The sequence below is a fragment of the Pseudomonas sp. URIL14HWK12:I5 genome, from assembly GCF_900176445.1.
Lineage (GTDB): Bacteria > Pseudomonadota > Gammaproteobacteria > Pseudomonadales > Pseudomonadaceae > Aquipseudomonas > Aquipseudomonas monteilii.
The window spans coordinates 95210-106432 of record NZ_FWXQ01000012.1 but is presented as its reverse complement, the minus strand read 5'-3'; the positions used below and the strand labels follow the sequence as shown (position 1 = coordinate 106432).

12 protein-coding genes are annotated in these 11223 nt (G+C 63.7%); 5 read left to right on the top strand and 7 right to left on the bottom strand.

The window, feature by feature from the left end; genetic code table 11:
* Nucleotides 1-108 precede the first annotated feature (108 nt).
* The 5 genes from B9A31_RS24360 to B9A31_RS24340 all read left to right on the top strand — a co-directional run bounded on the left by B9A31_RS24360 (nt 109) and on the right by B9A31_RS24340 (nt 4520).
* Nucleotides 109-891, top strand: a complete 783-nt coding sequence (locus B9A31_RS24360) for an MlaA family lipoprotein (protein WP_084297472.1) — start codon at nt 109-111, stop codon at nt 889-891.
* Nucleotides 884-1114 carry a hypothetical protein gene (locus tag B9A31_RS24355; RefSeq protein WP_019099692.1) on the top strand — a complete coding sequence of 77 codons (231 nt, stop codon included), beginning with the start codon at nt 884-886 and terminating at the stop codon, nt 1112-1114. The genes B9A31_RS24360 and B9A31_RS24355 overlap by 8 nt, the downstream gene beginning before the upstream one ends.
* 129 nt (nt 1115-1243) lie before the next feature.
* Nucleotides 1244-2476, top strand: coding sequence for an MFS transporter (locus tag B9A31_RS24350; protein ID WP_019099693.1), 1233 nt, complete (start codon nt 1244-1246; stop codon nt 2474-2476).
* Nucleotides 2477-2512: 36 nt separating this feature from the next.
* The gene (locus B9A31_RS24345; protein WP_019099694.1) at nt 2513-3286 is read left to right on the top strand and encodes an AraC family transcriptional regulator; all 774 of its coding nucleotides are present in this window, start codon (nt 2513-2515) and stop codon (nt 3284-3286) included.
* 85 nt (nt 3287-3371) lie between these two features.
* Nucleotides 3372-4520, top strand: a complete 1149-nt coding sequence (locus B9A31_RS24340; RefSeq protein WP_025754389.1) for a M14 family metallopeptidase — start codon at nt 3372-3374, stop codon at nt 4518-4520.
* Nucleotides 4521-4644: 124 nt separating this feature from the next.
* Here the strand turns inward: B9A31_RS24340 and B9A31_RS24335 are convergent, their stop codons facing one another.
* The 7 genes from B9A31_RS24335 to B9A31_RS24305 form a co-directional block, all read right to left on the bottom strand.
* On the bottom strand, nt 4645-5616 hold the full coding sequence (locus B9A31_RS24335; RefSeq protein ID WP_019098007.1) for a Csu type fimbrial protein: 972 nt from the start codon (nt 5614-5616) through the stop codon (nt 4645-4647).
* Complete coding sequence (locus tag B9A31_RS24330; protein WP_026020411.1) at nt 5613-7910, bottom strand: fimbria/pilus outer membrane usher protein; 2298 nt, start codon at nt 7908-7910, stop codon at nt 5613-5615. The genes B9A31_RS24335 and B9A31_RS24330 overlap by 4 nt, the downstream gene beginning before the upstream one ends.
* A gap of 108 nt (nt 7911-8018) precedes the next feature.
* Nucleotides 8019-8795, bottom strand: coding sequence for a fimbrial biogenesis chaperone (locus B9A31_RS24325; protein ID WP_025754391.1), 777 nt, complete (start codon nt 8793-8795; stop codon nt 8019-8021).
* A gap of 40 nt (nt 8796-8835) precedes the next feature.
* A complete protein-coding gene (locus B9A31_RS24320) occupies nt 8836-9339 on the bottom strand; it encodes a Csu type fimbrial protein (protein WP_084297471.1) in 504 nt (167 codons plus the stop codon).
* A gap of 3 nt (nt 9340-9342) precedes the next feature.
* Nucleotides 9343-9876, bottom strand: coding sequence for a Csu type fimbrial protein (locus B9A31_RS24315; protein WP_019098004.1), 534 nt, complete (start codon nt 9874-9876; stop codon nt 9343-9345).
* Between the two features lie 18 nt (nt 9877-9894).
* Nucleotides 9895-10431 carry a Csu type fimbrial protein gene (locus tag B9A31_RS24310; RefSeq protein WP_019098003.1) on the bottom strand — a complete coding sequence of 179 codons (537 nt, stop codon included), beginning with the start codon at nt 10429-10431 and terminating at the stop codon, nt 9895-9897.
* A 30-nt stretch (nt 10432-10461) separates the two neighbouring features.
* On the bottom strand, nt 10462-10989 hold the full coding sequence (locus tag B9A31_RS24305) for a Csu type fimbrial protein (RefSeq protein ID WP_019098002.1): 528 nt from the start codon (nt 10987-10989) through the stop codon (nt 10462-10464).
* Nucleotides 10990-11223 lie beyond the last annotated feature (234 nt).

Genomic DNA, 11223 nt, shown 5'->3' with positions numbered 1-11223 from the left:
TCATATATTTCAACCCGGTAACAAAGTGTCCGGGCCGAGACAATCCAGACATTACCAGGCAAAAAAAGCCGGGCAGCATCGCCGCCAGTTCTTGCCAGGAATGTGCCTATGTCCCGCTCATCATCCGTCTCCCGTTCGGCGCGCTCTGCTGCGCTGGCACTGTCGCTGCTTGCAGCCGGAGGCTGCAGCCAGCGCGCACCTGCCGCCTCGTCCTGCGGCCCTGTGGCCTATCAAGTCAGCGATCCGGCGGAACCCGCCAACCGCGCAGTATTTGCCTTCAACCGCACGGTCGATGACTACCTGCTGACCCCCATCGCCCGCGGCTACACCGCGCTGCCTGGCTTTGCCCGGCAGGGCGTGCACAACTTTGCCAACAACTTCGGCGAGCCCAAGGTGTTCGTCAACGACCTGCTGCAGGGCAACGGCGAACGGGCCATGACCAGCCTTTCACGCTTCATCCTCAACACCACCCTGGGTGTGGCGGGCCTGGTCGATGTGTCCGGGAAGATGGGGCTGAGCCAACACCGCTCAGACTTTGGCCAGACTTTCGGCGTCTGGGGCATCGCCAATGGCCCCATCGTCGAGCTGCCATTACTGGGTACGCACAACGTGCGCGACGCTACCGGCAAGGTATTGAGCATGGCCGTGGACCCGTTCGGCGATAACAGCGACACGGTTGCCACCCTCACGACCGTGGCCACTGCCGGGCACATCGTGGATGGGCGCGCCGCCACCCTGCCGTTGACCGATCTGCTGCACACCTGGCCCGATTACTACCTGGCAATGCGCGACTACACCGCCCAGCAGCGCAGCAACCGGGTGGCAGAAGGCAAGGCAGGCAGACCTGGAACGTGGCAAGCCCATTGCCCGGAGGCAACCGGCCATGAATGATGCCCAGGCGGCCATGCTGCTGTTCAGGCGCCTGGAAGGTGCCGCCCGGCAACCCCTGTTGCTGCATGAACTGGAGGCGCGGCTATCGGCTGATGGCCGTAGCCTGGTCATTAGCCGGTATCGAGAGCGCTTCAGCGCCGAAGGTAAGCCCTACCGACACGAGGCTCACCGCAGCATACCGATTGCGGCATTGCTGCGCTGGATGGCCAGGCACGAACGCTAAAAGGGCTTTGCGGGCACGGATGCCCGAAACGCGGCAGTGGCTGCCTGTTCGGCGTGAGACAGGCAACCCGGGCACTGGCTACCCTGCTGCGGCAATGCCTTGCTCCCTTGCCACAGAAGAACCTTGCCCATGACAACCTCCGCTGCCTCCGTAGCCTCGACCACGCCTGCCGACCAGCCTCAGGGCTTTGTGGTCCGCATCGTCGGTGCTGCTGCATTCGCCCACCTGCTCAACGACCTGATCCAGGCGGTGCTGCCATCGATCTACCCCATGCTGAAAAGCGATTTTGCGCTGAGCTTTGCCCAGATCGGCTGGATCGCCCTGGTCTACCAAGTGACCGCCTCCCTGCTGCAGCCCTGGGTCGGCCTGTTCACCGACAAATATCCACAACCTTTCCTGCTGCCCGCCGGCATGCTGGTGACGCTGGTGGGCATCGCCCTGCTCGCCTTTGCCGGCAGCTATGAAATGCTGTTGTTGGCCGCCGCAGTGGTTGGCGTGGGTTCGGCGACCTTCCACCCCGAAGCCTCGCGGGTGGCCAGGATGGCCTCCGGCGGGCGCTTCGGCACCGCGCAATCCACCTTCCAGGTTGGCGGCAATACCGGCTCGGCCCTCGGCCCGCTGCTCACCGCCGCGATCGTCATTCCGCACGGCCAGCCGGCCATTGCCTGGTTCATGCTGGCGGCTGCACTGGCAGTATGGGTGCTGTTGCGGGTAACAGGCTGGAGCGTGCGCCACGGCCAGGCCCGGCTCAAGACCTTCGCCGGTCAGCAGGCGCCCGGGTTGTCGCGGGGTGCCATGTGGCGCGCAGTGGCCGTGGTAGCCGTGCTGATGTTCGCCAAGTTCGTTTACATCGCCTCGTTCACCAACTACTTCACCTTCTACCTGATCGAGCATTTCGGCCTGAGCGTGCAACACAGCCAGCTGTACCTGTTCGTGTTCCTCGCAGCCGTGGCGCTGGGGACCTTTGCCGGCGGCCCGGTGGGTGACCGCATCGGGCGCAAGGCGGTGATCTGGGTCTCGTTCCTTGGCGTTGCCCCCTTCGCCCTGGCCCTGCCCCATGCCAACCTGGCCTGGACAGCCGTACTGGCCGTGGCCATTGGCCTGGTGATGTCCTCGGCCTTCGCGGCCCTGGTGGTGTATGCCCAAGAGGCGGTGCCAGGGCGGGTCGGCATGGTCTCCGGGGTGATGTTCGGGCTGATGTTCGGCATCAGCGGCATCGGCGCCGCCGGCCTGGGCGAACTCGCCGACCGGCATGGCATCGAGTGGGTGTACCAGGCCATCGCGTTCCTGCCGCTGCTCGGGCTGGCCACCGCGCTGCTGCCGGCCACCCGCTCGCAGGCCCGGCCGAACCGTTGCTGCTAAAGTGGCGCTGCCTGGCTGCATCTACACGAGGTCACGATGGTAAAGCCGCAGCGCGAATTGCTGGTGGAGGTCGATGAATGGACCTGGGAAGTGGGGAGCCGCGCGACCGACTACCCTACGGACTGGTTCATCGAACCCCACCGGCATGCCAAGCATCAACTGATCTACGCCATCAAAGGCTTGATGATCGTCGAGTCCGGTAACGAATGCTGGACCGTGCCGCCCAGCCGCGGTGTGTGGATGCCCTGCGGCCAGGTGCACGCCATCCGCTGTGTTGGCGACGTGAAGATGCGCAGTGTGTTCGTGCGCACCGACGCAGCCGCGGGCCTGCCCCTGCAGAGCAAGGCCATCAGCATCTCGCCGCTGCTCAGCGAACTGATCAAAGCCTCGGTGAGCTTTACCGCCCCCTTTGCCGAGGACTCGCGTGAGGCCCGGGTAATGCGCTTGATCCTCGACGAAATCTGCGTACTGCCAACCTTGCCGCTGAAGCTGTCGCAACCCAGCGACAGCCGCTTGAAGGCCATCTGCTCGGCCTTGCACGAAAGGCCTGATGACAACGCCACCGTGGCTGACTGGGCCTTGCAACTGGGCGTAGATGAAAAGACCATCCAGCGCCTGTTCCGCAAGGAAACCGGCATGACTTTTGGCCAGTGGCGCCAGCAGGCGCGGCTGATGCAGGCACTTGAGCGGATCGCACAGGGCGAGCGGATCATCGATGTGGCGGGGGCGCTGGGGTATGACAGCCCCAGTGCCTTCGCCAGCATGTTCAAGCGCCAGTTCGGCACCACACCGAGCCAGTTCTTCAAATAACCTTCAGGCCGGTGCGATTTTGGCGTCGACCGGGCCAAGCCGTGTACAGTACCCCTACAACAACGCCCGATAAGGAGCCCGGCCCATGACCGTGACGCTGTCCCCCGTGCAGATCGACTGCGCTTTCGATTCCGGCAACATTCAGGTGCTGGACGCCAGCAACCCGGCCCAGGTGCACCTGGCCATCCGCCCCGACACCCACAGCGGCCACTACCAGTGGTTCCACTTCAAGGTCAGTGGGCTGACCCCGGGCCAGGTCCATCGCTTCAGCCTCGACAACGCATCGGGCTCCTCGTACAAAAATGCCTGGAGCGGCTACAACGCAGTGGCCAGCTACGACCAGAACACCTGGTTCCGCGTACCCAGTCAGTTCGACGGCACGGCGCTGTCGTTCGAAGTGAAAGCAGAGCACCAGCAGATCTGGTTCGCCTACTTCGAGCCCTACCCGCGCGCCCGTCACAACCAGCTGATCGAACGTGCTCGCCAGTTGCCAGGGATCGAGTTGCTGGCCAGCGGCAGAAGCGTACAGGGCCGCGACATCCCGCTGCTGCGCGCCGGTGATGGCGCCACTGGCAAGCGCAAGCTGTGGCTGATTGCCCAACAGCACCCGGGCGAGCATATGGCCGAATGGTTCATGGAAGGGGTAATCGATCGCCTGCAGGCCAACGATACGGTAATCCAGCAGTTGCTGGCCAAGGCCGACCTCTACCTGATCCCCAACATGAACCCGGACGGCGCCTTCCTCGGCCACCTGCGTACCAATTTCAAGGGCAAGGACCTCAACCGCGCCTGGCAGGACGCCAGCGTCGAGCTGACCCCGGAGGTGTTCTTTGCCCAAGCGCAGATGAAGCAGTACGGGGTGGACGCCTTTGTCGATGTACACGGCGATGAAGAGATCCCCCACGTATTCACCGCCGCCTGTGAGGGCAACCCGGGCTACACGCCACGCCTGGCAACGCTCGAGGAGCAGTTCCGCAGCACCTTGTGCAGCCTGACCCGGGACTTCCAGACCGTGCATGGCTACACCCGTGACGAGCCGGGGCAGGCCAATACCACGCTGGCCTGCAACGCGGTGGGCATGGCGCATGACTGCCTGTCACTGACCCTGGAGATGCCGTTCAAGGACCATGACGACGCGCCCGATGCGGTTACCGGGTGGTCGGGGGCGCGGTCGAAGGCACTGGCCGGGGCGGTCCTGGAGACATTGGCGAAAATGGTTGACGATTTGCGTTGACCATCATGGCCTCATCTCCGGCAAGCCGGCTCCCACCTCGACCGCGCTATACCTGAGCCATGTGCAGTACCGTGGGAGCTGGCTCGCCGGCGATGAGGCCGGTAAGCCCTACAGAGGTCTGGGCTCAGAACTGCACATCCAGTATCACACTGTCGGAATAGGTCGCCGCTGGCGGCGTAGCCTGGTCCGTGTAGACCTTGGCGTTATAGTTGAACACCTGGCTGCCGATACCGGTACCCGCCCCGGGGTTGACGTCTGCATCGGTACTGGCACGTCGTGCCGCCCCCGATGAGCCCCAGCGCACCGTCCCGGCACTCTTGAAAATGTCGTAGGCCAGGTAGTTGTTGGCCGATGACTTCATTCGCCGCCGGCCACCGGAGACGTTCTGCCCGTCGTCCAGCCCCACGGTGTAGTTGCTGCCCTTGGTGCACGACACGTTGAGGCTCTGGCTCACCGTACCGAACCCTGCGACCACCGGCGCGCTGCTGAAGCTGATGTCGGGGGTGGTAATCTGGCAATCGTTGGTCACGGTCAGGCTCACGTTCAAGGTCTTGGTGCCCGAACCAACGTCACGCCCCAGGCATATTCCAAGCGCGCCAATCCCCGAACAGTAATCCCAGCTCCAGGCCACGGTCAGGTTTTCCTGATACAACCCTGCTGCAACGTTGCTACCGATCTGCGTGCGCATGTAGATCGGCACTGCCTTGGGTGTAGTGCCCCCGAGCAACCCCAACAGGTCGATAATACCGTTGCGGGCAAAGTCGTAGGCCACCCCCCGGGTGATCGGGTAACTGGTCGTGTTGTTCGCGTACAGGGTATAAGGAATGACATCGCCTGTAGGGCCGACCAACCCGCCCGAGGCAGGCGTTATCGTCGCGTAGAAATGATCACTGCTGCTGAGCAAGGTCAGTAATGAACCTGTGCACTGCAAACCGGAGTTCAGGGTCGACGCAGTCTGCACCGTGGTGCGAACCTGCGTTGAATTCAGACTGCCAAACGCTGCTGGCAACGTTGCTACCGACGAGCAAAGGGCCCAGGAGGTACCCGCTGGCAACAGCAGCACGCTCGCCCACAGGACACGCAGCCAGCCACTCATCGGCACACCAACGGGCCAATCAAGGGTATCGAGCCTTGTGCTTCGGGCAGGTCGAAGGCCACCTGGCACTGCCCGCCCCCTTCGATCTGCACCTGCAGGCGGTTGTGCTCCGACAGGTTCTCCAGGTATACCAATCCGTCCCAACCCACCACGGCCTGGCTGCCACTTTGCTCGTGGGTGACCCGGCTGCCCAGCTTGAGCACCTGCTGGTTGCCGTCCACCAGCTCGACGCTGGCCGCCATCACACGCTTGAGCGGGAACTCCAGCAAATAACCGCTGCCCCGGCGCACCGCCACGCGCTGTTCAACCTCAGCAGCAAGCACGTCCGGTGGCAGGTCCATGGGGTCGATTTCGTACTTGCCGCGGTAGTACCCGCTGCTGTATGGCACAAGCAAATGACCTTTGGAATCGGTACGGCCGATTTCCTGGTTCTCGTAGCGTACCGGTACATCGGCATAACCTGTAGTACTCACTACCACAAACGCATCGTCAATGCGGTTGGCGGCGAAAACGCCCGCATCCATCCACACCAGCGAGCCACTGGCGTCGGCCCAGCGGGTCATCTCGCCGCTGCTGCCATACACCCCGGCCTGCAACTGCACCGATTGCAGCCGCCAGGTAACGTCAGCCTGGCGGTAGGCATCGCGGTCACTGCCTGCGGCGTAACCGAGGTTATAGCCAACGCCGACGCCGGCCGGTACCGCATGGCTGTAGTTGACCCGTTGCAGGCGCTCGCCTTCCTTGCTCCGCTCCATACTCAACGCCAGGGTGCCGTGCAGGTCGAACGGGATCACCAGCTGCGCCTGCACCGCCCACTGGCTATCACCCACTTCGCGGTTAGCCGACAGGTACACGCTGCTGCTGCCCCACAACGGTTTGCTGTAACTCAGGTTGATCAGACGGGTTCGCGTGCCGTCACCGGCGCGCACATCGAAATAGCCGGCACCTATGCTGCCGTACTCGTTCAGGTTGAGGCTCAGGGTGACCTGCTCGCTGCTTTTGCTCAGTTGCATGTCCGGGGAATCGACCCGCGTCAGGTCGGCATAATCGCCATGGCGTTGCAGGCGCTGGTAGCTGAAGCCGATGCGCTGGCTGTTGTACTGGTAACCCAAGGCGACCTGGTGGCCCTTCTCGCCGTCGAAGCGGCTTTGCGCCAAGGCAGCGTTGAGCACCCCGTAGTTGCCCAGCCGCATGTTGCCGCCCAGGCCGCCCAGCATCAGCGATTCGGAGGTTTCGGCATGGGTTTCCAAAGTGAAGGTGTCGCTGAGCCCGTAGCGCAGGCTGCCCGAAGCCACGCCTGGGCCATAAGCAAAATCGCGCACGGCGTAATCACGTCGCAAGCTACCTGCCGCCATCGAATAGTCCGACAGCCCTTTTTGCAGCAGGCTACTGGTGACGTAAAACGGCAAAGTGGTCGACACCTGCCGTCCCAAAGAATCAGTAGTGACCACCACCGCTTCCCCCGCGCCATTGATGAAGGGGACATTGGTCAAGGTGTATGGACCCGGTTGCAACTCGGTGGTGCTGGACTTGTAGCCATTGATGAACAGGTCCAGCGACGTCGGAACCGCCGCTTCACCCGCGAATGCCGGTAACGGGTACGTCACCAGGTCGGGGCGTGCACCGAAATCACGCGACAACTGAAGCCCCCCTACCCGTACCGAACTGCTCCAGGGCAAGGCACCGGTAACAAAATCACCCATTTCATACGTGAGCAGGCGCTGCTCGTCGGTAAGGCGCCAAGTGGTGTCGTAACGCATGAACCCCTGGCGTGTTGCATCCGCCTGTGCGCCATTGAACGACTGGCGCCACTGCCCGGTGCTGGAAAACGTGCCCCAACTGTCGAACAGGCGCAGCTCGTTCCAGGCGGCCAGGTAGGTACCGCCATCATCGGTGTCGTTCAGGTACAGGTCGTAGTTGAACAAGGCGCCGAAGCTGCTGCGGGCATCACTGGCCGGGTACAGGTTGTGGTCGCCGACCTGTTGATCGGGCAGCCAGGCCGGCGGCACCTGCAGCAGCAAGCGCTGGTTCTGGCTGTCGTAGTCGGTGTGCAACCCTGCGATGCCTTCCAGTGCCACTTCGCCCTGGGGGTTGCCCGGCAGCGAAATACCGGCCGCGCGCAACACCTCGCTGTCCAGGTACAACTGCCCGGCCCGCTGCTGCACCGGCACCAGTTCAGCCCTGGGCATCTGGTTTACCAGCAGGTCGAGGTACAGCGTGGCATCGGCGGTGGCGGACATCTCCGTAGGCGGCGGGGGCAGGTCGTCGGCCAGCGCCAGGCAGGGGCCAGCCATGGCCAGCCCCAGGCACCAGCGGCGCGTCGTCGCCGTCAGCCATTTCACACACGGTTTCCAACCATTGCCGGGTCCTCCCTGGCCCCTGCACTGCATTCAGTTGCTGGCTCATTGGCCTTGGCGGATGGCGTCCGCCGAGCCTTGGCCGTTGACCCGGCCCTTGAGCACGCTGGTGCTGCCGGGCGCCACGGGTGCCGGCCAACGCATGCTGGCACCCGGCAGCACATAGCCCAGCAAGCCCTCGGCCAACGGTTTGCTCTGGCTGCCTTGCTGCACCACCACATCGGTCAGGCGCGCATGCACCGGGCCTGTGTTGCGCAGCTCAACGTAGGGCTTGCCCTGCACGGTCACCGGGCGCCAGGTGAGTTGCGGCTTGCCAACGCCCTCGGCATTGCGCCTGCCCTCGGTGTCGGCCTTGCCCCACAGGCCTTCGCCGTAGACGAACAGAGGCACCGAATAGCGCATCTGCAGGCGAATTGCCGCAGTGGCGCCGGGCTCGGCCTTGTCCACAGCAATGGCGGGCGGGATTTCGTCGATGATGATGCGGTAGGCCTGCTCCTGACCGGCCGGTGACGGGCCGGTGCGGGTAAGGCGGATGAGCTGCTTTTGCCCAGGGGCGATGTTGGCCACCGGCGGGCTGCCGATGATTTCACGCTGCGCCTGGAACTGTTCCTGATAATCGCCCTGGCGCCAGGCGAATACCCGTACCTGCAGGTTGGCCGGCGCCGTGCCGCGGTTTTCAAGCCACAGGGCACCGGCCTTCTGATCAGCCTCCAACACCGGGTCGATCGGCCAGATCAGCACCGAAGTCGCCGCTCCGGCTGGCAGGCTCGCCAGCCACGATAACCCGATCAATCCATGCGCCCACTTCGCGCCTTGCCGCATGCAACTCTCCTTAGACACGTGTCGTTGGTGGCGCTGGCATTCACCAGGTCACCGTCACTTGCACCACATCGGTGTAGGTCCCCGCTGGCAGCGTGCCGCTCAGCTGAACCCGCCCGTAAACCGGCAGTTTGATCGCTGTCGGGTCGGAATAGCTCACAGCCACACTCGTGCCAATGCCCAACGTCTGGCTGTAGGCCGCGTCCCGGTAAAGCTGGTAGGCCAGCAGCTGCGTGCCGCTCGTGCGCTTGAGGTTGCGCGTGCCACTCGCACTGTTCTGCCCACCATCCACGCTCATGTTCATGGCAACGCCGGGGGTGCACTGGAACGTGACCGTGGTGCCACCCAGCGAGGTGCTCAGGGTGCTGTTGGACAACGCAGACTGCGTACCATAGTCCAGCGTTCCATAACTGGTGACGCCCCCCACCACCAGGCAACCGGCAACAATCTGTGCCGTCACGGTGAAGGTGCTGGTAGTCACCGCGCTCAACGGTGTAGCCAGGAGCAAACCGGTGCCCGTAAGGCCCCACGTCAACCAGCGGCGCATGGTTCAGAACGACAGCTCAACCGAAATCGTGTCGCTGTACACCCCAGCTGGCAAACCCGCCTTGCCCACGGCCTTGCCGTACAGGTTGACGGTCTGGGCCACACCCGTACTGGTGGGCAGGGTGATGGTGCCGTCGATTGCCAGCAACGTTGTACGCCCCGAGTCGGTATACAGGTCGTAAGGTACAAAGTTGCCAGCGCCGTCAGCGAGGGCACGCGTGCCACCGCTCGACTGGCCGTCGTGCAGGCCCGCACGTACCTTGACCACCGGCACCGTACCGGCCGAGCACAGAATGCTCATGGCGCCGCCCCCGCCCCCCAGTACCTGGGCATTTGCGGTAGTGAACAGGGCATCCTGGGTGCCAAAGTTCAAGGCACCGAAGTTAAGCCCCGATGTACCCGAACTACCGTTGACCTGGCACGCGGCAATCAAGGTCAGCGTCGAGGTGATATTCCCGGTTACCGTCGCCGCCTGGGCCTGGGAGGCCAGCGCGAGGCAAAGGCCTGCAAGCATGCAGCGTGAGAGGTTCGTTCGCATCGGAGTCTCCTTGCGTAGTTACCAGTCCAGGGTCACTCTGAGGGTGTCGCGGTACAGCCCGGCCGGCAGCGCGCGACGTTGCGCCACTACCACTCCGTAGATGGGAATCGGGATCTGCCGGGTGCTGTTGATGGTGAAGGCGCGTGCCTGGCCGATGGCGTAGCGGCTGTTGCCACCCGGGTCGACCGCCAGTTGATAAGGAATCAGTTCACGGCCGTTGCTCAGTCGGCGAATGCCGTCGTCGCCATTCAGGCCACCGTTGATCCGCACGTTGAACGCCCGTACCTCAGGCGTGCAACTGATCTGCAGGCTGCCCTCGCCGCTTGCTTCGTCAACCCGGCTGCGCAGCGGCTGGTCCCAGTTCGGGCCACGTTCACCGAAATCCAGCAGACCCGGGTTACCCAGTACGGCCGGTTGAGTGTCGTTGCTGCTGATCTGGCAGGCCGCGCTGATCACCAGCCGCGCCTGGATGAAACCGGTGGTGCTGCCGTGCGCCGCACCGCCAGTTACCAGCAATGGCCCAAGGGTGAGTAACAGGATGGAAGTACGGTTCATGGCATGGCGTCCTTGTGCATGGCGGCGTCCCTACCAGGTGACCGTGACTTTGAGCAGGTCGGCATACGCGCCTGCGCTCGGTACCCAGGCCAGCTTGTCGATGCGCGCGTACAACGGCAGTTCGGCCGAACCACTACTGGGCACCCTCGCCGATTGAGCCACGCCGACTACCAGCGGCTCGCGCCAAGCCGCGTCGCGGTAAACGCGGTAGGGAATGGGCCGGGCCGAACGGTCGCTGCTGGCGAGGTAGCGCAACTCGCCAACGCCGCCATGCTGGCCGCCATCGACGCGTATCTGGTAAGGGGTGTCGGGGTTGCACTCCAGGCGCGGCGGGCGCTGGCTCAGCAATACGCCACTGAGCGGTGCGTCCGGGCCGTCCAGGCGCGCTGTTACCCCTAGGTCTATTCGCCCCAGGGCCTGGGCTCCCGCATCGCGTGCCTGGGTAACCAGCATGCAGCCACGCTGCACCAGCACCCGCACTTCCACGAGAAAATCCGCTGCCACGGTACTGCCGCTGAACAACAGGCCCAACAGCACGGCCACCAAGCGCTCCGTCACCTTGTTATCCTTGTCGTTACGTCCTGAATTGAGCGTAGCAGCGAGGCAGCGCGACCGTGGTGGCATCAAGCCATTTTTTTGTATTAGCGATAAAGCGATACCGCCCCGTCAAAAAAAACCAGCCCCGCGTAGAACCCCTCGCTACCCAATGCCTCCAATGGCCAGAGGCCGGTAAAACTGCTGATATTCTGTTAGGGTGTCACACCTTATCCTGTGCCATACAGGGACGGACAA

What these genes read in the sequence shown, in the direction of transcription:
- B9A31_RS24335 (WP_019098007.1), bottom strand. Translation starts at nt 5,616, where the DNA reads ATGAGTGGCTGGCTGCGTGTCCTGTGGGCGAGCGTGCTGCTGTTGCCA.
- B9A31_RS24310 (WP_019098003.1), bottom strand. Translation starts at nt 10,431, where the DNA reads ATGAACCGTACTTCCATCCTGTTACTCACCCTTGGGCCATTGCTGGTA.
- B9A31_RS24350 (WP_019099693.1), top strand. Translation starts at nt 1,244, where the DNA reads ATGACAACCTCCGCTGCCTCCGTAGCCTCGACCACGCCTGCCGACCAG.
- B9A31_RS24315 (WP_019098004.1), bottom strand. Translation starts at nt 9,876, where the DNA reads ATGCGAACGAACCTCTCACGCTGCATGCTTGCAGGCCTTTGCCTCGCG.
- B9A31_RS24330 (WP_026020411.1), bottom strand. Translation starts at nt 7,910, where the DNA reads ATGGCTGGCCCCTGCCTGGCGCTGGCCGACGACCTGCCCCCGCCGCCT.
- B9A31_RS24355 (WP_019099692.1), top strand. Translation starts at nt 884, where the DNA reads ATGAATGATGCCCAGGCGGCCATGCTGCTGTTCAGGCGCCTGGAAGGT.
- B9A31_RS24320 (WP_084297471.1), bottom strand. Translation starts at nt 9,339, where the DNA reads ATGCGCCGCTGGTTGACGTGGGGCCTTACGGGCACCGGTTTGCTCCTG.
- B9A31_RS24340 (WP_025754389.1), top strand. Translation starts at nt 3,372, where the DNA reads ATGACCGTGACGCTGTCCCCCGTGCAGATCGACTGCGCTTTCGATTCC.
- B9A31_RS24325 (WP_025754391.1), bottom strand. Translation starts at nt 8,795, where the DNA reads ATGCGGCAAGGCGCGAAGTGGGCGCATGGATTGATCGGGTTATCGTGG.
- B9A31_RS24345 (WP_019099694.1), top strand. Translation starts at nt 2,513, where the DNA reads ATGGTAAAGCCGCAGCGCGAATTGCTGGTGGAGGTCGATGAATGGACC.
- B9A31_RS24360 (WP_084297472.1), top strand. Translation starts at nt 109, where the DNA reads ATGTCCCGCTCATCATCCGTCTCCCGTTCGGCGCGCTCTGCTGCGCTG.